At 64.1% G+C, this 20,644-nt stretch carries 17 protein-coding genes; 14 read left to right on the forward strand and 3 right to left on the reverse strand.

Going from position 1 to position 20,644, the window contains the following annotated elements; all coding sequences use genetic code 11:
• Nucleotides 1–20: 20 nt before the first annotated feature.
• The 3 genes from xdhB to uraH are packed head-to-tail and all read right to left on the reverse strand — an operon-like array spanning nucleotide 21 to nucleotide 4,225.
• A complete protein-coding gene (gene xdhB, locus FJ986_RS10610) occupies nucleotides 21–2,366 on the reverse strand; it encodes a xanthine dehydrogenase molybdopterin binding subunit (protein WP_140674228.1) in 2,346 nt (781 codons plus the stop codon).
• The gene (gene xdhA / locus FJ986_RS10615; protein ID WP_140674213.1) at nucleotides 2,366–3,847 is read right to left on the reverse strand and encodes a xanthine dehydrogenase small subunit; all 1,482 of its coding nucleotides are present in this window, start codon (nucleotides 3,845–3,847) and stop codon (nucleotides 2,366–2,368) included. Before xdhA ends, xdhB begins: the two co-directional genes overlap by 1 nt.
• Nucleotides 3,848–3,850: 3 nt before the next feature.
• A complete protein-coding gene (uraH, locus tag FJ986_RS10620; RefSeq protein WP_140674215.1) occupies nucleotides 3,851–4,225 on the reverse strand; it encodes a hydroxyisourate hydrolase in 375 nt (124 codons plus the stop codon).
• A 201-nt stretch (nucleotides 4,226–4,426) separates the two neighbouring features.
• Between uraH and puuE the strand changes: the two genes are divergently transcribed.
• The 14 genes from puuE to FJ986_RS10690 all read left to right on the forward strand — a co-directional run bounded on the left by puuE (nucleotide 4,427) and on the right by FJ986_RS10690 (nucleotide 20,493).
• Nucleotides 4,427–5,851 carry an allantoinase PuuE gene (gene puuE, locus FJ986_RS10625; RefSeq protein ID WP_140674217.1) on the forward strand — a complete coding sequence of 475 codons (1,425 nt, stop codon included), beginning with the start codon at nucleotides 4,427–4,429 and terminating at the stop codon, nucleotides 5,849–5,851.
• A 10-nt stretch (nucleotides 5,852–5,861) separates the two neighbouring features.
• On the forward strand, nucleotides 5,862–6,725 hold the full coding sequence (locus FJ986_RS10630; RefSeq protein ID WP_140567850.1) for a bifunctional allantoicase/(S)-ureidoglycine aminohydrolase: 864 nt from the start codon (nucleotides 5,862–5,864) through the stop codon (nucleotides 6,723–6,725).
• On the forward strand, nucleotides 6,722–7,225 hold the full coding sequence (locus FJ986_RS10635) for an ureidoglycolate lyase (protein WP_140501180.1): 504 nt from the start codon (nucleotides 6,722–6,724) through the stop codon (nucleotides 7,223–7,225). Before FJ986_RS10630 ends, FJ986_RS10635 begins: the two co-directional genes overlap by 4 nt.
• Nucleotides 7,225–7,818: a nucleoside deaminase gene (locus FJ986_RS10640; protein WP_140650883.1), complete on the forward strand. Its 594-nt coding sequence runs from the start codon at nucleotides 7,225–7,227 to the stop codon at nucleotides 7,816–7,818. The genes FJ986_RS10635 and FJ986_RS10640 overlap by 1 nt, the downstream gene beginning before the upstream one ends.
• 92 nt (nucleotides 7,819–7,910) lie before the next feature.
• The gene (locus tag FJ986_RS10645) at nucleotides 7,911–9,896 is read left to right on the forward strand and encodes a CocE/NonD family hydrolase (protein WP_140650880.1); all 1,986 of its coding nucleotides are present in this window, start codon (nucleotides 7,911–7,913) and stop codon (nucleotides 9,894–9,896) included.
• A 153-nt stretch (nucleotides 9,897–10,049) separates the two neighbouring features.
• Entirely contained in the window at nucleotides 10,050–11,636 is a 1,587-nt protein-coding gene (locus FJ986_RS10650) for an ABC transporter substrate-binding protein (protein ID WP_140512805.1), read from the forward strand.
• A gap of 15 nt (nucleotides 11,637–11,651) precedes the next feature.
• Nucleotides 11,652–12,611, forward strand: coding sequence for an ABC transporter permease (locus FJ986_RS10655; RefSeq protein WP_140512803.1), 960 nt, complete (start codon nucleotides 11,652–11,654; stop codon nucleotides 12,609–12,611).
• An 11-nt stretch (nucleotides 12,612–12,622) separates the two neighbouring features.
• Nucleotides 12,623–13,447 carry an ABC transporter permease gene (locus FJ986_RS10660; protein WP_140512801.1) on the forward strand — a complete coding sequence of 275 codons (825 nt, stop codon included), beginning with the start codon at nucleotides 12,623–12,625 and terminating at the stop codon, nucleotides 13,445–13,447.
• The gene (locus tag FJ986_RS10665; RefSeq protein WP_140501254.1) at nucleotides 13,447–15,102 is read left to right on the forward strand and encodes an ABC transporter ATP-binding protein; all 1,656 of its coding nucleotides are present in this window, start codon (nucleotides 13,447–13,449) and stop codon (nucleotides 15,100–15,102) included. The genes FJ986_RS10660 and FJ986_RS10665 overlap by 1 nt, the downstream gene beginning before the upstream one ends.
• A gap of 114 nt (nucleotides 15,103–15,216) precedes the next feature.
• Nucleotides 15,217–16,800 carry an ABC transporter substrate-binding protein gene (locus FJ986_RS10670; RefSeq protein ID WP_140633675.1) on the forward strand — a complete coding sequence of 528 codons (1,584 nt, stop codon included), beginning with the start codon at nucleotides 15,217–15,219 and terminating at the stop codon, nucleotides 16,798–16,800.
• Between the two features lie 81 nt (nucleotides 16,801–16,881).
• Nucleotides 16,882–17,721: an alkaline phosphatase family protein gene (locus FJ986_RS10675; protein WP_140558768.1), complete on the forward strand. Its 840-nt coding sequence runs from the start codon at nucleotides 16,882–16,884 to the stop codon at nucleotides 17,719–17,721.
• 126 nt (nucleotides 17,722–17,847) lie between these two features.
• Nucleotides 17,848–18,414 (forward strand): sigma-70 family RNA polymerase sigma factor, encoded by a 567-nt coding sequence (locus FJ986_RS10680; protein WP_140512795.1) that lies wholly within the window; start codon nucleotides 17,848–17,850, stop codon nucleotides 18,412–18,414.
• On the forward strand, nucleotides 18,411–19,079 hold the full coding sequence (locus tag FJ986_RS10685) for an anti-sigma factor (protein ID WP_140501198.1): 669 nt from the start codon (nucleotides 18,411–18,413) through the stop codon (nucleotides 19,077–19,079). Before FJ986_RS10680 ends, FJ986_RS10685 begins: the two co-directional genes overlap by 4 nt.
• Entirely contained in the window at nucleotides 19,069–20,493 is a 1,425-nt protein-coding gene (locus FJ986_RS10690) for a S8 family serine peptidase (protein WP_140674219.1), read from the forward strand. Before FJ986_RS10685 ends, FJ986_RS10690 begins: the two co-directional genes overlap by 11 nt.
• Nucleotides 20,494–20,644 lie beyond the last annotated feature (151 nt).

Here is a 20,644-nt window from a genome sequence, read left to right on the forward strand (position 1 = left end):
TTTTGCACGTTTTGCCGGAGTCAGGTCTTCGCCTCTTTCTTCAGCCGCTCGATCGCCATCAGCACGCGTTCCGGTGTCGCAGGCGCATCGAGACGTGGACAGATCCTGTGGTCGGCGACGCTTGCCACCGCGTCGGACAGGGCATGCAGCACCGACATGCCGAGCGGGAAGGGCGGCTCGCCGACCGCCTTGGAGCGATGGATCGTCGGCTCACCGGCCTCCGGCCAATCGGCCAGTGTCACGTTGAAGATCTTGGGCCGGTCCGACGCCAGCGGGATCTTATAGGTCGAGGGCGCATGCGTGCGCAGCCGGCCCTTGTCATCCCACCACAGTTCCTCGGTCGTCAGCCAGCCCATGCCCTGGATAAAGCCGCCCTCGACCTGGCCGAGGTCGATGGCGCGGTTCAGCGAGCGGCCCGTCTCGTGCAGGATGTCGGTGCGTTCGACCATGTATTCGCCGGTCAGCGTGTCGACCGAGACTTCCGAGCAGGAGGCGCCATAGGCGAAATAATAGAAAGGACGGCCCTCGCCCTTGTCGCGGTCCCAGTGGATCTTCGGCGTCTTGTAAAAGCCGGCCGCCGAAAGCTGGATGCGGGCCATATAGGCCTGCTTGACGAGGTCGGCGAAAGGTATCTCCTGGTTGCCGATGCGCACCCTGTTGGGCAGGAACAGCACCTGGTCGCGTGGCACCTGGTATTTCTCGGCGGCGAAATCGGTCAGCCGGTCCTTGATCTGGCGGGCGCCGTTCTGCGCCGCCATTCCATTGAGGTCGGTGCCGGACGACGCGGCGGTGGCCGAGGTGTTCGGCACCTTGCCGGTGGTCGTCGCGGTGATCTTCACCTGGTCGAGATCGATCTGGAACTCTTGCGCCACCACTTGCGCCACCTTGACGTTGAGGCCCTGCCCCATCTCGGTGCCGCCATGGTTCAGATGCACCGAACCGTCGGTGTAGACATGCACCAGCGCGCCGGCCTGGTTGTAATGCGTGGCGGTAAACGAGATGCCGAATTTGACCGGTGTCAGTGCGAGGCCTCGCTTGATGAAGCGGCTGTTGTTGTTGAAGGCCGAGATCTCGCGCCGGCGCCTTGCATAGCTGGCGCTTTCTTCCAGTTCCGCGACGATGCGGTGGATGATGTTGTCCTCGACCACCTGGTGGTAGGGCGTGACGTTGCGGTCGGCGGTTCCATAGAAATTCCGCTTGCGGATCTCAAGCGGGTCCTTGCCGACGGCAAACGCCACCTCGTCGATGATGCGCTCGGCGCCGACCATGCCTTGCGGGCCGCCGAAGCCGCGAAAGGCGGTGTTCGAGACCGTGTTGGTGTAGAGCGGCGCCGACTGCGCATGCACCGCCGGCCAGAAATAGGTGTTGTCGCAGTGGAACAGCGCGCGGTCGGTGACCGGGCCTGAAAGGTCCGCAGAAAAGCCGCAGCGCGCCGCGAACATGAAGTCGACGCCGAGAATATTGCCCTCATCGTCGAAGCCGGCTTCGTAGTCGATGAGGAAATCGTGCCGCTTGCCGGTGGCGATCATGTCGTCATCGCGATCGGGCCGGATTTTCACTGCCCGATGATGCTTCTTGGCGGCGATCGCGGCCAGCGCTGCAAACTGGTTGCCCTGCGTTTCCTTGCCGCCGAAGCCGCCCCCCATGCGACGCATTTCCACGGTAATGGCGTTGCTCGGCACGCCGAGTGCATGACCAACCATGTGCTGGACTTCGCTCGGATGCTGCGTCGAGGAATAGATGGTGACGTCCTGATCCTCGCCGGGAACCGCCATCGCGATATGCCCTTCGAGGTAGAAATGCTCCTGGCCGCCGACGCGCATTGTTCCTTTCAGCCGGCGGGGGGCCTGACGGATCGCAGCAGCCGCGTCGCCGCGCTTCAGCGTCAGAGGCGGCGTGACGAGTTTGTCCTTGCTCGGATCGAGCGCGCCGATGTCGGTGACGAAAGGCAATTCCTCGTATTCGACCCTTGCCAGCCTCGTGGCGCGCCGCGCCTGCTCGCGCGTCTCGGCAATCACGCAAAAGATCGGCTGGCCGAAAAACTGTACCTCGCCGTCGGCGAGTACCGGCTCGTCATGGCGCCCGGTCGGCGAAATGTCGTTCTCGCCCGGCACATCCTTTGCCGTGAGCACGTCGATCACGCCGGGGGCGGCGCGCACCGCCGACAGGTCCATTTTGGCGATGGTGGCATGCGTGGCCGTGGCCAAGCCGAGGCAGCCATGCAGCGTGCCCGCCGGTTCGGGCATATCATCGATGTAAACGGCGCTGCCGCTGACATGCTTGTGCGCGGAATCATGGCGCTGGTCTGTGGCGACGCCGCCGACGATCTTTTCGGCCTTTAAATTGGCGCTGGCGTGCTTGTTCATCATGCCGCCTCGTTGCGCGACACCTGGAATGGTGCCCTGGTGCCGGTGGTTTCGACAAAGAAACGCAACAACAAGTTTTTCGCCGCCAAAGCCCGATATTCAGCGCTCGCCCGCATGTCGGTGAGCGGCGTGAAATCCGTTGCGTATTCGGCCATCGCAGCCTCGACTGTTTCTTCGGTCCAGGGCTTGCTGAGCAGTGCCTTCTCGACGTTCGCAGCCCGCTTCGGCGTCGCCGCCATGCCGCCATAGGCGATGCGGATATCGGCCACGGTGCCGTCCCTGGCCAAGGTCAGAAAAAACGCGCCGAGGGCGGCGGTGATATCCTCGTCGCGGCGCTTGGTGATCTTGTAGACGGCGAACTTCGTTTCGTTTGCCGGAACCGGCACATGCACGGCCTCGACGAACTCGCCGGCCTGCCGGTCCTGCTTGCCATAGGCGATGAAGAAATCCTCGAGCGGGATTGTGCGCCGCTTGCTTCCACGGCGCAGCGTCAGCCGCGCGCCGAGCGCGATGAATGGCGGCGGTGTGTCGCCGATCGGCGAGCCATTGGCGATGTTGCCGCCGATCGTGCCCATGTTGCGCACCTGTTCGCCGCCGATGCGATCGAACAATGGCCCGAGCGCCGGGATGCGTTTCGACAGCATCGCGAAGGCATCGGAATAGGTGACGCCGGCGCCGATCGAGATCACGTCCTTGTCCTCGGCAATGGCGCACAGCCCGTCGAGATTGCCGATGAAGATGACAGGCGAAATATCGCGCATGTGCTTGGTCACCCAGAGACCGACATCGGTCGAGCCGGCGACGATGGTGGCGCCCGGTTCCTTGTCGAGCACGGCGGCGAAATCGTCAACGTCAGCCGGCACGACGAGCCGCGCCTTGCCGGCGCCGATTTCGATCCGTGCCCCGTCGCCCATCGCCTCGAGTCTGGCCATGATCGACTGACGCTCCAGCGCAAGCGGATCCTTCTGTGCTTTGCCGTAGCTGGAGATGGCGCGAGCCGCGCGCATGATCGCCTCATAGCCGGTGCAGCGGCAGAGATTGCCCTGCAAGGTCTTTTCGATGGCCGCGTCCGACGGCTCCGGTGATTTCATCCACAAGCCGTAAAGCGACATGACGAAGCCTGGCGTGCAGAAGCCGCATTGCGAGCCGTGGAAATCCACCATCGCCTGCTGCACCGGGTGCAACTGGCCCGGCGTTCCACGGAGATGCTCGACCGTCACGACATGGGTGCCGTCCAACGAACCCAGGAAGCGGATGCAGGCGTTGACACTTTCATAGACCAGTTCGCCGGCGGAAAGCCTGCCGACCAGTACGGTACAGGCGCCGCAATCGCCTTCTGCGCAGCCTTCCTTGGTGCCGCGCAGCGATCGGTCGAGCCGCAGCCAGTCAAGCAAGGTCGCGTCAGGCGCCACGGATGACAGCACGACATCCCTGCCGTTGAGGATAAAGCGGATGTCGTTGCGGATCTTGACCTCGGCCACGTCTCAGCTCCCCCTGTAAGTCGAATAGCCATAGGGCGAGACGAGCAGCGGCACATGATAGTGCACGGCATCCGCCATGCCAAAGCGGATCGGCACGGTGTCGAGGAAGGCCGGCTCGGGCAGTTTCGTTCCCTGGCGCCGCAGATAGTCACCAGCGGCGAAAACCAGCTCGTATTCGCCGGTCTGGAAATCCGCGTCGGCCAAAAGCGGTGCGTCGCAACGGCCGTCGGCGTTGGTGGCGACCGTCTTCAGATGCGTCCTGGACGGGCCATCGATCCGGTAGAGCGCGATCGACAATCCCGCCGCGGGCTTGCCGGTTGCCGTATCCAGGACATGGGTCGTCAGACGCCCGCCATCGATTTTCGACGTTTCTGCCATTGTCCGCCTCCCATTCCAATACGAACAAACCGGCCGGTACAGCCAAACATTGCTGATGAATTGTGCGCCAATTAAAGGCGATGCATAAGTCCCGGTCGAGCGGAGTGCGACAAAAACACTTTCAAAAATTTTCGGGGGAATGCGAGAAGCACCCTTTCGATATCCTGATCATACTTCGGGCGATGCCCCGTGGGAGGGACGATGCGTTACACCAGAGACATGCGCGGCTACGGAGCCAATCCGCCGGATCCCAAATGGCCCGGTGGCGCGCATGTGGCCGTGCAATTTGTCGTCAATTACGAAGAAGGCGGCGAGAACTGCGTCCTGCATGGCGACAAGGCTTCGGAAGCCTTCCTGTCGGAAATCGTCGGCGCGGCTCCCTGGGCGGGCCAACGCCATTGGAACATGGAATCGATCTACGAATATGGGGCGCGGGCAGGCTTCTGGCGGCTGCTTCGCCTGTTCACCGAGGCCGAGGTGCCAGTGACCTGTTACGGCGTCGCCACGGCACTCGCCCGCTCGCCCGATCAGGTGACGGCGATGCAGGATGCCGGCTGGGAGATCGCCTCGCACGGACTGAAATGGATCGACTACCGCGACCACAGCGCCGAGGACGAGCGCCGCGACCTCAAGGAGGCGATCCGGCTGCACTACGAAGTGACAGGCGCGCGCCCGACGGGCTGGTACACCGGCCGGACGTCGGTCAACACCGTGCGGCTGGTGGCGGAGGAAGGCGGCTTCGACTACGTCTCCGACACTTATGACGACGAGCTGCCCTACTGGTTCGCGGATGACGGGACCGACAGGCCACAGCTCATCATCCCCTACACGCTCGATGCCAACGACATGCGCTTCGCCACACCGCAGGGCTTCAACTCGGGCGACCAGTTCTTCGCCTACCTGAAGGACAGTTTCGACACGCTCTATGCCGAAGGCAAGGCTGGGCGGCCGCGCATGATGAATATCGGCCTGCACTGTCGCCTCGTCGGGCGGCCGGGGCGGGTGGCGGCGCTGAAGCGCTTCGTCGACTATGTGAAGTCGCACGACAAGGTCTGGCTGGCGCGGCGTATCGACATCGCCAGGCATTGGGGCGAGACCCATCCATACAAGCCGCCGGCGCTGCGCCCTTCGAGGATGGAATTCGAGGCCTTCGTGCATGCTTTCGGCGGCGTTTTCGAACATTCACCGTGGATAGCCGAGCGCGCTTACGGGCTGGAACTTGGCCCGGCGCACGACAGCGCCGGCGGCCTGCACAATGCGCTCTGCCGCGTTTTCCGCGCCGCAAGCGAAACGGAGCGGCTCGGCGTGCTCAACGCCCATCCCGACCTTGCCGGCAAGCTGGCAAGGGCCAGGCGGCTGACGGCTGAATCGGCCAGGGAACAGGCTTCGGCCGGCCTCGATGAGCTGACCGACAAGGAGCGCGAGCTGTTTTCCAAGCTCAATGCCGCCTACGTCACCACCTTCGGTTTCCCGTTCATCATCGCGGTGAAGGGCAAGACCAGGCAAGAAATCCTGGCGGAGTTCGAAAGGCGCATCGGCAACAGCCGCGGCGTCGAATTCGAGACCGCCTGCAAACAGGTCGAGCGCATCGCGCTCTTCCGCCTCAAGGACATGCTTCCGCAATAGGTTTGAACCCATGGATACGATCAGGATGCCCGAGCGAACCTATTATGCTCCACATGGCGGCCATTCCGGCCAGAGTGAGCTTCTGACCGGCCGCGCCGTCTTCACCGAGGCCTATGCCGTCATCCCCAAGGGCGTGATGCAGGACATCGTCACCAGCGCCCTGCCATTCTGGGACAAGACCCGCGTCTGGATATTGTCGAGGCCGCTGTCGGGCTTTGCCGAGACGTTTTCGCAGTACATCGTCGAGATCGCGCCCGGCGGTGGCAGCGACCGGCCGGAACCCGATGCCGGCGCCGAGGGCGCCTTGTTCGTGGTCGAAGGCGAACTGACCGTCCTGCTTGCCGGCGAAAGACATGTCTTGCGGCCGGGCGGCTTCGCCTTCCTGCCGCCGTCGAGCGGCTGGACTGTTCGCAACGAAAGCAATGCGGCTGTCCGCTTTCACTGGATACGCAAGGCTTATGAGTCCGTCAGCGGCCTCGAGGTCCCGCAAGCCTTCTTCACCAACGAGCAGGACATCGGGCCGACGCCGATGCCCGGTACCGACGGCCGTTGGGCGACGACGCGCTTCGTCGATCCGGCCGACATGCGCCATGACATGCACATGACCATCGTCACCCTCGAACCGGGCGCGGTCATTCCCTTTGCCGAGACCCATGTCATGGAGCACGGGCTCTATGTCCTGGAAGGCAAGGCCGTCTACCGGCTCAACCAGGACTGGGTCGAGGTGGAGGCCGGCGACTATATGTGGCTGCGCGCCTTCTGTCCGCAGGCCTGCTATGCCGGCGGACCGGGAAAATTCCGCTATCTGCTCTACAAGGACGTCAACCGGCACGCCAAGCTCGGCGGTGCCGGGATCGCGGGGCGTGCGCCGTGACCCGCATCGTCGCGCGGCCGCTGACCCGCGAGGGCTTTGCCCCGTTCGGCGATGTCATCGACATGGGCGGCGACAACCACTACCCGATCAATGGCGGCAAGGCCGAGCGCTACCATGATCTGGCGACCGCCGAGGCGGTAGGGCCGAATGCGCGCGTGCTGATCTCGATGGTGCGCGGCACGCCTTACGAATTGCCGCTGGCGCTGACCATGGTCGAGCGTCACCCGCTCGGCAGCCAGGCCTTTGTCCCGCTGTCGCCACGACCGTTCCTGGTCGTCGTCTGCCATGACGGCAAGGACGGTCCGGCCGAGCCGCATGCCTTCATCACCAAGCCAGGGCAAGGCATCAATTATTCACGCAATCTATGGCACGGCGTACTGACGCCATTGGGTGAGCCCCAGGATTTCCTGATCGTCGACCGTGGCGGCGACGGCTCCAATCTCGAAGAATTCCATTTTTCGCACGCCTACGAGATTCATCTCCCCGACGAGATCCTTTGATGACCGACATTTCGCTGATCGACCGCCTGCTCGACGTCATCGAGCACGACATCGTGCCGAAGACGCAGGAAGGCGTCGCCCATGGCAACAAGCTGTTCGGCGCGGCGATCCTGAAGAAAGGCGACCGCTCGCTGGTGCTGGCCGAAACCAACAACGAGATCGAAAACCCGCTCTGGCATGGCGAAGTGCACTGCCTGAAACGCTTCTACGAAATGCCGAGCGCCGAACGTGTCGACACCACGGAGGCCATCTTCCTGGCCACGCACGAGCCCTGTTCGCTCTGTCTGTCGGCGATCACCTGGACCGGTTTCGACAATTTCTACTATCTGTTCAGCCACGAGGATTCGCGCGACAGTTTTGCCATCCCGCACGATCTGAAAATCCTGAAAGAGGTCTTCACCCTCGATCCCGGCGGCTACAATGCCGAGAACGCCTATTGGAAGAGCTTTTCGATCCGCAGGCTGGTGCGGGCACTGCCCGAGGCGGAACGCGGGCGGCTGGAGGCGCGCATCGGCAAGATTGCAGCACTTTATGAAGCGCTCTCTGGCGACTACCAGGCCAACAAGGCCGAGAACGACATTCCGCTGAACTGAGGGCACCAAGCAGCGGCACAGGTCGCATATTCCACTGCTCCAGTCGCGAATGGCGATTGAAACTTGCCGCGCCGCGAGGCGTTATGCGCGCCATGAAAACCGTCACCGAGTTTCCCCGCAAGGTCGTCGAATTCCCTGATATGGGCATCGTTATGCCGGATGGCTGCCGGCTGTCGGCGCGGGTGTGGATGCCGGAAGATGCCGGCGACGATCCGGTGCCTGTCATCCTCGAGCACCTGCCCTACCGCAAGCGCGACGGCACCATCTTTCGCGACCAGCTGACGCATCCCTATTTCGCCGGCCACGGCTATGCCTCGATCCGCGTCGACATGCGCGGCAACGGCGATTCCGAAGGGCTGATGGACGACGAATATTCCGAGCAGGAATTGCAGGATGCCTGCGACGTCATCGCCTGGGCGGCCGCCCAACCCTGGTGCAACGGCAATGTCGGCATGATGGGCATTTCCTGGGGCGGCTTCAACTGCCTTCAGGTGGCAGCCATGCAGCCGCCGGCGCTCAAGGCGGTCATCAGCCTGTGCTCGACCGTTGATCGCTATGCCGACGACATCCACTACAAGGGCGGCTGCCTGCTGCTGGAAAATTTCGGCTGGGCCTCGACAATGCTGTCCTATTCGTCACGGCCGCCGGACCCGCTGCTGGCGGGCGACAACAGATGGCGCGACCTGTGGCTCAGCCGACTGGAGAACCAGTCGTTCCTTTTGCCGCTCTGGCTTGGCCACCAGCACCGCGACGCCTACTGGAAACGCGGCTCGATCTGCGAGGATTTCTCCGCCGTCAAGGCCGCGGTGCTGTCGATCGGCGGCTGGCATGACGGCTACCGCAACACCATCTCGCATCTCGTCGCCAACATCGAGGCGCCGGTCAAAGGCATCGTCGGCCCCTGGATCCACAAATACCCGCATTATGCCGGGCCCCAGCCGGCAATCGGCTTCCTGCAGGAAGCGCTACGCTGGTGGGACCGCTGGCTAAAGGGCGTCGAGACCGGCGTCGAGGCCGACCCGGCCTACCGCGCCTATGTGATGGACAGCGTGCGGCCGGCGCGCTGGCATCCGGAACGGCCGGGCCGCTGGGTGGCGGAGCGGCAGTGGCCTTCGCCCGACATCAAGACGCAAACGATCGAATTGATCCCGGCGGGCGGTAAATCCGTCACCATCGCTTCGCCGCAAAGCTGTGGGCTGGCCGGCGGTGAGTATTTCCCGTTCACCTTCGGCCCGGAATTGCCGGGCGACCAGCGTCCCGACGACGCGCTGTCGGTGTGTTTCGACCAGCCGGAACTCGCCGAGGCGATCGACGTCGTCGGCGCACCGGAAGTCGACGTCCGGTTATCCTGCGACCGCCCGCAGGCCAACATCGCGGTGCGGCTTTGCGACGTGCATCCCGATGGCGCCTCCGAACTGATCTCCTATGGCGTGCTCAACCTGACGCATCGCCTCTCGCACGAATTCCCGCAAGCGCTTGTCCCCGGCGAGAGCGTTTCGGCACGCGTCGTGCTCGACCAGTGCGCCTATCGCGTGCCGGCCGGCCACCATTTGCGCATAGCCGTCTCGAACGCCTATTGGCCCATGATCTGGCCCTCGCCGGAGCCGGTCCGCCTGAGCCTGTCGGCGGCGACGCTGAAGCTGCCGCTGCGCCCGCTGGCGACGGGCGACGAGGTCACGTTCGCCGCGCCGGAGGCTGCTTCCCCCTGGGCAACCGAGACGATCCGCCCGGCCAATTCGGAACGCCGCGTCGACCGCGACGAGAAGACCGGCATCGTCACGCTTTCCATAGAAGACGATTTCGGCGAGGTGCGCGATCTTGCACATGGCCTGGCGAACGGCAGCATCGCCCGCGAGACCTGGACGATCCATCCGGACGATCCGTTGTCGGCTGGGGGACGGACGCATTGGACGCAAACCCTGTCGCGAAGCGGATGGTCGGTGCGCACCGAAACATCGGCCGAAATACGCTCGGACGCCAAAAACTTCATCGTAAGCGCCCGAATTGAAGCTTACGAAGGCGAAAAACTCGTCTTCGAACGCGATTTTGAACAGGCGGTTCCGCGCTCGCTTGTTTGAGCGGCAAGGCATTGGTCCAATTGCGACGTGCCATTTACGCCACGGCATGTCGCATTCGGTCTTGCTTACCGCTTTCCCTTGCGGTCATTATTCCCCTCACAAGAAACAAGAAAACGACCACTAAGGTCGAACCAACAGAGTGAGGAACTCAAAATGTCAAACGAACTGGAATTCCTTAGCCGACGCGTCGCCTCAGGCAAGCTCAGCCGTCGGGATTTTCTCGGCCGGGCGGCAGCGCTCGGCGTCACCGCGACCTTCGCCAACTCACTGCTTTCGAGCGCGGCGCGCGCAGCCGGCCCGGTCAAGGGCGGCACGCTCAAGGCAGGCCTGGTTGGCGGCGAGTCCACCAACAGCCTGGATCCAGCCCTGTTCATGACGCAGGTGCCGTTCGCCTTCGGCAAGATGTGGGGCGAACTGATCGTCGAGCTTTCCCCAGAGGGCAAGCTCGAGAACCGCATCGCCGAGGAGATCGGCTCGTCCGACGATGCCAAGGTCTGGACACTGAAGATCCGCGACGGCGTCGAATTCCACAATGGCAAGACGGTGACCGCCGAAGACGTCGCCGCCACGCTCGAGCGTCATTCGGACGAGAAGTCGAAGTCCGGCGCGCTCGGCTACATGAAAGGCATCGAAAGCATCAAGGCCAGCGGCAAGGAAGTGGTGCTGACGCTGAAGGAGGCCAATGCCGATCTGCCCTACCTGCTCAGCGACTACCACCTGATCGTCCAGCCCAATGGCGGCAAGGACAAGGCCGATGCCGGCATCTCGGCGGGCCCTTACAAGGTCACCACCAACGAGCCCGGCGTGCGCCATGGCGGCGAGCGCTTCGCCAATTACTGGCAGGGCGACAAGATGGGCCATGCCGACCAGATCGAGATCATCGTCATCAACGACGCTACGGCCCGTACGGCCGCCCTGCAGGGCGGCCAGGTCAACATGGTCAACCGCGTCGAGCCGAAGATCGTCGACCTGATCAAACGCGTGCCGGGCGTCACCATCCGCAACCATGCGGGACCGGGCCACTACGTCTTCATCATGCACTGCAATACGGCGCCGTTCGACAACAACGACCTCAGGATGGCGCTGAAGCTGGCGATCGACCGCGAAGAAATGCTGAAGAAGGTGCTGCGCGGTTACGGTTCGCTCGGCAATGATTTCCCGATCAATGCCGCCTACCCGCTGTTCACCGAGATCGAGCAGCGCACATACGATCCGGACAAGGCCAAGTTCCACTACAAGAAGTCGGGGCATGACGGCGCGGTGCTGCTCAGGACCTCCGACGTCGCCTTTCCCGGCGCCGTCGACGCGTCCCAGCTTTTCCAGCAGAGCGCGGCCAAGGCCGGCATCCAGATCGAGCTCAAGCGCGAGCCGGGCGACGGCTACTGGAACGAGGTCTGGAACAAGCAGCCCTTCTGCGCCTCCTATTGGGGCGGACGCTCGACCCAGGACCAGATGTACTCGACCGCCTACCTGTCGACCGCCGACTGGAACGACACGCGTTTCAAGCGCCCGGATTTCGACAAGATGGTGCTGGCGGCGCGCGCCGAGCTGGACGAGGCCAAGCGCAAGGCGATGTATCACGACATGGCCGTCATGGTGCGCGACGAAGGCGGCCTGATCCTGCCGATGTTCAACCAGTTCATCGACGCCACCGGCGCCAAGGTGGGCGGCTGGGTGGACGATCCGCACCAGGAGTTGATGAATGGCTATGCCCTGGCAAAGTGCTGGCTCGAAGCCTGAGCCGGCCTTGCCCAGATGTCCTCACCCATCGTGAAACTGGTGGCCCAGCGCGTCGCGCTGGGCATCCTCCTTTTGTTGGCCGTCTCGGTCCTGATCTTCGCCGGCACACAGATCCTGCCCGGCGACGTCGCGCAAGCCATCCTAGGGCAGTCGGCGACACCGGAATCGCTCGCCAATCTGCGTGAGCAGCTTGGGCTCAACGATCCGGCCTATATCAGGTATTTCCGCTGGCTCGGCGGCGTTTTGACCGGCGATCTCGGGACCGCCATGTCGAGCGGACAGGATATCGCGACATCGATCAAGGGCCGGCTGTGGAACACGCTTTTCCTCGCCTTCTGGGCGGCGATCGTGGCCATTCCACTGGCCATAACGCTTGGCCTGATCGCGGTGCGCTACCGCAATGGCTGGGTCGACAAGCTGATCTCGGGACTGGCGCTCGCCTCGACCTCCTTCCCGGAATTCTTCATCGGCTACTTGCTGGTCTTCTACTTCGCGGTTCAGCATCAGTGGTTCCCCGCCATCTCGACCGTCTATGACGGCATGCCTTTCGGTGAACGCATGCAGGCGATCGCGCTGCCGGCGGCGGCGCTGACGCTGGTGGTGCTTGCCCATATGATGCGCATGACGCGCGCTGCGATCCTAAACGTCATGCAATCGGCCTATGTGGAGACCGCCGAGCTCAAGGGGCTCTCGGCTTTCGCGGTCATCCGCAAACATGCCTTCCCGAACGCCATCGCGCCGATCATCAACGTGGTCATGCTCAACCTCGCCTATCTGATCGTCGGCGTGGTCGTGGTCGAAGTGATCTTCGTCTATCCCGGTATGGGGCAGTATCTGGTCGATCACGTCACCAAGCGCGACGTGCCGGTGGTGCAGGCGGTCGGACTGATCTTCGCCGCCGTCTATATCGGCCTCAACATCATCGCTGATATAGCGGCAATCGTCGCCAATCCGCGCCTGAGGCATCCCAAATGAAGAGGGCGGGCATGCTCGACATCAAACGCATCCCCGTGCCCGCGCTGGTCGGCCTGGTGCTGACGGCCCTGTTCGTGTTGGCGGCTATCTTCGCGCCGTGGCTTGCGCCGCACGGCAATGGCGAGATCGTCGGCGACGTCTGGGAGCCGATGTCGGCGGCGCATTGGCTGGGCACCGACAACCTTGGCCGCGATCTGCTGTCGCGCATGATCTATGGTGCGCGCATCACCCTGTTCATCGCAGTGCTCGCCACGGCGTTGTCCTTCTCGCTTGGCGCCATTCTCGGCTTTTCGGCGGCGGTGTTCGGCGGCTGGTTCGACACGCTGCTGTCGCGCCTCGTCGATCTCCTGATGTCGATCCCGACGCTGATCATGGGCCTTGTCGTGCTCTCGGTGCTGCCGACAAACCTGGTGACGCTGATCCTGGTGATGGGCATTCTTGACTCGACCCGCGTCTACCGCCTGTCGCGCGCGGTGGCCGTCGACATCAACGTCATGGACTATGTCGAAGCCGCCAAGCTGCGCGGCGAAGGCAGCGCCTGGATCATCTTCCGCGAGATCCTGCCCAATGCGCTGTCGCCGCTGGTCTCGGAACTCGGCCTGCGCTTCATCTATGCCGTGCTGTTCCTGTCGACGCTCTCCTTTCTTGGCCTCGGCGTACAGCCGCCGGATGCCGACTGGGGCGGCATGGTCAAGGAAAACAAGGACGGCATCGTCTTCGGCATTGCCGCGGCGCTCATACCGGCGGCCGCGATCGCGGCGCTTGCGATCTCGGTCAATCTCGTCGCCGACTGGGTGCTCAACCGCACGACAAGCCTGAAAGGAGGACGCGGATGATGGCCGACAGCAAAGCGAAATCCAGCCCGCTCCTCGATATCCGCAACCTGCGCATCGAAGCCATGGTCTACCCACCGGGCGAAGCGCCAAAGACCATCACGCTCGTCCACGACGTCTCGCTGACCCTGGAAAAGGGCAAGGTGCTCGGCCTGATCGGCGAATCCGGTGCCGGCAAGTCGACCATCGGCCTGTCTTCGATGGGTTATGGGCGCGGCGGCGTGCGCATCACCGGCGGCGAGGTGCTCCTCAACGGCCGCGACATCCTCAAGGGCGGCAAGGAAGGTTTCCGCAGGCTGCGCGGCCGCGAGGTCTGCTATGTCGCGCAGTCGGCGGCAGCGGCGTTCAACCCGGCGCACAGGCTGATGGACCAGGTTGTCGAAGCCACCCTCCTGCACGGCAGGGCGACGCGCGCGGAGGCCGAGAAACGCGCCGTCGCGCTGTTCAAGAAGCTGAGCCTGCCCAATCCCGAAACCATCGGCGAGCGTTTCCCGCACCAGGTCTCCGGAGGCCAGCTGCAGCGTGTGATGACGGCGATGGCGCTGTGCTCGGAACCGGACCTGATCGTCTTCGACGAGCCGACGACGGCGCTCGACGTGACGACGCAGATCGACGTGCTGTCGGCGATCAAGGACGCCATCCGCGACACGCATGTGGCCGCGCTCTACATCACCCACGACCTCGCCGTCGTCGCCCAGGTGTCGGACGAGATCATGGTGCTGCGCCACGGCCGGCTGGTCGAATGGGGCGGCACCCGCCAGATCATCAAGGAGCCGCGCCAGGAGTACACCAACGCTCTGGTGTCAGTGCACGAGATCGAACACGCCGAGCAGAAACCCGGCGTCTCGCCATTCCTGTCCGTGAAGAACGTCACCGCCGCTTATGGCGGCGGTCATGTCAAGGTGCTGAAGAACGTCTCCGTCGATATCTATCCCGGCCAGACGCTGGCGGTGGTCGGCGAGTCCGGCTCCGGCAAGTCGACGCTGGCGCGCGCCATCACAGGGCTCCTGCCGCCCGAACAGGGCACGGTGACCTTCGACGGGCGCCCGCTTGCCAACCGACTTGCCGACCGGCCGAAGGAGGATCTGCGGCAGCTGCAGATGATCTACCAGATGGCCGACGTGGCCATGAACCCGCGCCAGACCGTCGGCACCATCATCGGCCGGCCGCTGGAGTTCTATTTCGGCATGCGGGGACGTGAGCGCGACCGGCGCGTCGCCGAATTGCTCGACGAGATCGAGATGGGCAAAGGCTTCCTCGACCGCTATCCGGCGGAGCTGTCGGGCGGCCAGAAGCAGCGCGTCTGCATCGCCCGCTCGCTCGCCGCCAAACCGAAGCTGATCATCTGCGACGAGGTGACCTCGGCGCTCGACCCGCTGGTGGCCAACGGCATTCTCAAGCTTTTGTTGAACCTGCAGCAGCACGAGAAGGTCGCATATCTCTTCATTACCCACGACCTTGCGACGGTAAGGTCGATCGCCGATTCGATCGCGGTGATGTATCGCGGCGAGGTGGTCCGTTACGGTTCCAAAAGCAAGGTGCTCACACCGCCTTTCGATGCCTATACCGACCTCCTGCTGTCCTCGGTTCCGGAAATGGAGATCGGCTGGCTGGAAAAGGCGATCAAGGGGCGACGCATGGCGAGCGCCGGGAACTAGCCAGCGGTTCGCCAGTCAAGGAGATGACGAACGTCATCCGGATGCAACACTGGAGGGCCAGACGTCCTTCGGACGGCATCGCCTGTGTGCGGTTGTTTCAAAAAGGGGTAGGACATGAAGACTGAACTCGACCATCTCGCTGAACTCGCCGGCCAAGGCCGGATATCGCGGCGTGACTTTCTCGGGCGCACCGCGGCGCTGGGCATGTCGGCGGCGCTGGCAACGACGCTGGCCGGGAAAGCCTTCGCGCAGACGCCGGTCAAGGGCGGCATTCTCAAGGCCGGCCTGCAGGGCGGCGAATCGACCAACAGCCTCGATCCGGCGCTGAACCTCAGCCAGGTCACCTTCAGCTTCGGCAAGCAGTGGGGCGAATATCTGGTTCGCCTCACCCCCGACAACAGGTTGGTCAACCTGATCGCCGAGGACATCGGCGCTTCCCCGGATGCCAAGACCTGGACGATCAAGATCCGCGACGGCATCGAGTTCCACAATGGCAAGACGGTCGGCGCCGAGGATGTCGCGGCCACCATCGAGCGCCACGCCGACGAGAAGTCGAAGTCGGGCGCACTCGGCATTCTCAAGAACATCAAGGGCATCAAGGCCAACGGCAAGGAGGTCGTCGTCACGCTTGCCGACGCCGATGCCGACTTCCCCTATCTGATGGCCGACTATCATCTCGTCATCCAGCCCAATGGCGGCAAGGACGATCCGAACGCGGGCATCAGCGCCGGCCCCTATAAGGTGACCGTCAACCAGCCCGGCGTGCGCCATGGCGGCGAGCGCTTCGCCAATTACTGGCAGGGCGACAAGGCGGGCCATGCCGACCAGGTCGAGATCGTCGTCATCAACGATGCGACGGCGCGGCTGGCGGCCCTGCAAGGCGGCCAGGTGCACATGATCAATCGCGTCGAGCCGAAGGTGGTCGATCTCGTCAAGCGCATCCCCGGCGTCAGCATCGAGAACGTTTCGGGCAAGGGCTATTACCCGTTCAACATGTTCTGCGACACCGCGCCCTTCGACAACGGCGATCTCAGGATGGCGCTCAAGCTCGCCATGGACCGCGACGAGATGCTGGAAAAGATCCTGCGCGGCTACGGTTCGGTCGGCAATGACTTCCCGATCAACGAGGCCTATCCGCTGTTTTCGGCCATCGAACAGCGCAAGTTCGACCCGGAAAAGGCTGCAGCGCTCTACAAGAAGTCGGGCCACAGCGGCTCGATCCTGCTGCGCACCTCCGACGTCGCCTTCCCCGGGGCCGTCGATGCGGCACAGCTCTATCAGCAGAGTGCCGCCAAGGCCGGCATCAAGATCGAGATCAAGCGCGAGCCTGGCGACGGCTATTGGTCGGAGGTCTGGAACAAGCAGCCTTTCTCGCTGTCTTACTGGGGCGGGCGTGCCACGCAGGACCAGATGTATTCCACCGGCTATGTGTCGAACGCCGACTGGAACGACACGCGTTTCAAGCGGCCCGAGTTCGACAAGATGCTGTTTGCGGCGCGCGGCGAGCTCGACCAGGACAAGCGCAAGGCGATCTATCACGACATGGCCGAGCTGATGCGCGACGAAGGCGGATTGATCGTGCCTTTCTTCAACCAGTTCATCGACGCCGCCACCAACAAGATCGGCGGCTTCGCCAAGAGCCCGATCGGCGAGATGATGGACGGCTACGCGCTCGCCGAATGCTGGCTGAACGCCTGACATCAAGTTCCTGCCGAGCACGCCGCGTGTCCGTGCGACACGCGGCGTGCTCGTTCCCCCCACAATCGCATGGAGCAGCTCGTGGCGCTCAAGACCAAACTGTTGCTGATCATCCTCGACGGCGTGCCTTACCGGAACTGGCGCCGGCTGATGGGCAACCTCGAAGGCTGGGTGCAGTCGGGCGAAGCGCGGGTATGGAGGATGCGCTCGGTGCTGCCGTCGACCTCGGCCTGCTGTTATGCTTCGATCCACACCGGGGTGCCGCCGCAGGCGCATGGCATTCTTTCCAACGAGAACCGCTTCCGCGTCAGCCAGCCCGACATCTTCTCGGAGGTCACCGGGGCCGGGGGAATAACCGGCGCGGTCACCCACTCCTACTGGTCGGAGTTCTTCCGTTCCTACCCGTTCGACCTCGTCGAGGACATGGAGTATGACGAGCCGGGCGGGCCGATCACGCATGGCCGCTTCCACACCATGACCGGCTACAACGCGCGCAACCAGATGACGCCGAGCGACGTCGACCTGTTCGCCACGCTGACCATGCTGAGCAGCCGCCACGGCATCGATTACGGCATCCTGCACACTTGCACGCTGGACTCGATGGGCCACCGTTTCGGCCATGACTGTCACGAGATGGACCATGCGTGCTACGCGATGGACGGCATGCTGGCCGCTTTCCTGCCGCGCTGGCGCGACGCCGGCTATGAAGTGATCGTCACCGCCGATCACGGCCAGACCGACCGCGGCCACCATGGCGGCCATGATGAGGAGATGCAGGATTTCGCGCTGTATTATTTCGGCGCCGGCAAGGGACCGGATGCCGACACACTGCTCGACCAGCTGCAGCTGGCGCCGACGGTTCTAAGCCGACTGGGGGTGTCGGTGCCGGCGACGATGAAGGCGAAGCCTTTCCTGAGCTAGCTTCCCCTTCACCCACTGGCAAGGCTCATCTTCTTCGGTTAGCCTCCGCAAATTCCTTGGCGGAGGATGAACCTTTTTGAGCCGATCAGCGACAGAGCAGGCAGGAGCCAGGCGGCTCGATCGGTCATGACCGGCGCGATGGAGACCGATCGCGCGCTTGTCGAGCGGGTCGCGAAGGGCGACCGGGCCGCCGTGCGGCTCCTGTTCATGCGCCACCACGCGCGGATATACCGCTTCGTGGCGCGCCAGACGGGATCGGAAATGATGGCTGACGACATCGCGAACGAGGTGTTCCTCGAACTGTGGCGCCAGGCGCCGGGTTTCGAGGGACGTTCCGAAGTCTCGACATGGCTGCTCGGCATCGCCCGCTTCAAGGCGCTGTCCCTGTTGCGCAAGAAAAAGGAAGACTGGATCGACGACGAGGCCGCAGCCGCGGTGCCCGACGGCGCCGATACGCCCGAGATCGTTGCCATGAAGGAGGACAAGAGCACTGCCTTGCGCCGCTTCATCGATGCCTTGCCGCGCGAGCATCGCGTGGTCATCGATCTCGCCTATTATCAGGGGCAATCGGTGACCGAGATCGGCGAGGTGCTCGACATCCCGGTCGCGACCGTCAAGACCCGCATGTTTTATGCCCGCAAGAAACTCGGCGAAGCCCTCAAGGCCGCCGGTTACGACAGGGGGTGGCCATGAGCGCCGCTGAAAAGATGTCGCGCCGCGACGAAATGGAAACGTTGCTGCCGTTCTACCTGAACGGTTCGCTGGAAGGCTCGGAACTGGAGGCCGTCGAGGAATGGCTGGCCAGCGATCCGACGGCGATGGCCGCCCTTGGCGAGGCGGAGGCTGAATTCTCCAGCACCGCGGCCGCCAATGAGGCGATCCGTCCGCCGGCCGATGCGCTGAGCCGCTTTTCCAGGGCGCTCGATGCCGAGGCTGGCCCGGCGCGCGCCGCCGCCGGTTCGTCCTGGCTGGCGCAGGCCTGGAGCCGCTTCATGGCGCTGCCGGTCGGCGTCGCCTGGGCGGCGGCCGCGGCTCTGCTGGCGCTGGTCATGGTGCAGTCGTTCGTGCAGCCCGGCGGCAAGGGCGGCAATTTCGAGATCGCGGGCGCGCAGGACGAGATGGCGAAGATGCCGTTCGCCCTGGTCAAGTTCAGGCCCGACGCGAAAATGTCCGACATCGCCGCCTTTCTCGGCAGCAGCGGACTGAAGATCCTGGACGGACCGACCGCCGAGGGCGTGTTCCGGCTCGGCATTCCGGCCGCCAACGCGGCCGACTACACCAGGCAACTCGGCCTTGTTGCCGCCCAGCCTTTCACCGACACCGTGATCGAGGGAAGGAAACCGGCCGATGGCGGCTGAGGCGGTCATTCGATTTGCGGCAATCCTTGCGGCGGCGATGACGATCGCCATCGGGCCTGCGTCGGCGCAGGGCAACGACGCCAATGCCGACCGGGGAAAGATCGACTGCCGCGACGGCACCGATGCGGCAGGCGCCGACTGTGGCAAGGACGGCGGCGACAGCGGCAGCGCGGCCGGTGCCGTGTTTCTTCCCGCCCTGATCGTCGACCTGTTCCCCAATCCGGCCGCTCCCGCGGCACCGGTGCCGACGCCACGGCCGGACCCGGCGGCGCCGCCCGCCGGCACGCAGGCCGGACCGCCTTCGGGCGGGCCGATCGTCTCGCCAAGCGATCTCATCGCCGTTCAGCCGCCACGCGCCGTGGCCGGCGATTTCGTGCCCGACGAGGTGCTGGTGACCGTCGATGGCGATGCGGGCGCCGTGCAGCAGATCGCCGCTTCCTTCGGCCTCGATGTGCGCTCGCAGCGGCAATCATTTTTGCTCGGCACCACGCTTGTGCGCTTCGGCATTCCCGACCGCCGCCCCGTCGGCGTGGTGCTGGCGCAGCTTGCCGCCGACAGCCGCACGCAGCGGCGTGAGCCCAACCATATCTATTCGCTTCAGCAGGCGGCGGGCATCGTCAACTATGCGTTCGAGCGCATCGCGCTGGAACCCAGCCAGGCGAGCGGCGAGAACGTCCGCGTCGCGGTAATCGATACCGGCATCGACGACACCAATCCGACGCTGGCCGGGGTCATCGCCGGCCAGTTCGACGCCATGCCCGACGTGCCGGTCGAAAAGCGCGACCACGGCACTTCGGTCGATGGGCTGATCGCCGGCGTCGGCGCGCTCAAGGGCATGGCGCCCGGCGCCAGGATCTATCACGCACGTGCCTTCGAAGGCGGCAAGTCGACAATGGACGTCATCCTTGCTGCGCTCGACTGGGCGGCCGAGCAGGACGTGCGCATCATCAATATGAGTTTCGTCGGTCCGAAGAACGACCTGCTCGGCATCGCCTGCCGCAATGCACGCGCGCTCGGCATGGTTCTTGTCGCCGCCGCCGGCAACAACGGGCCCAAGGCGCCCTATGGCTACCCGGCCGCCTTCGACGGCGTCATCGCGGTGACCGCCACCGACGCCAGGGATGGGCTAATGCCGCAGGCCAATCGCGGCGCCTATGTCTTCATCTCGGCGCCGGGCGTCGAGATGGTGGCGCCGAGCGGAGCCGGCTCGGATGTCGTCACCGGCACATCGTTCGCCGCCGCGATCGTCTCGGGCGCCATTGCCAATCTCATCCACGCCGCGCCGGACCGCTCGGCCGACGCCATCGAAAAGGCGCTGGCCGCAACGGCCCGGGATCTCGGTTCGAAAGGGCGGGACGATGACTTCGGCTACGGGCTGCTGGACATCAAGGCCGCCGAGACGGCGAAGGAATGATCCTTGGCAACATGCTCCTAAATTCAGTCGGCTATTTGCGATGGCCGAGACGGGACGAATGCTGGACTAAACATCTAGAGCGTTTCATATCTTGACGGAAGCGTAGCCTGCGTTTTCGAAGTAGTTCCTGCATTCGGCTGCCTCGATTGTT

The organism is Mesorhizobium sp. B1-1-1 (assembly GCF_006442955.1).
Taxonomy (GTDB): Bacteria; Pseudomonadota; Alphaproteobacteria; order Rhizobiales; family Rhizobiaceae; genus Mesorhizobium.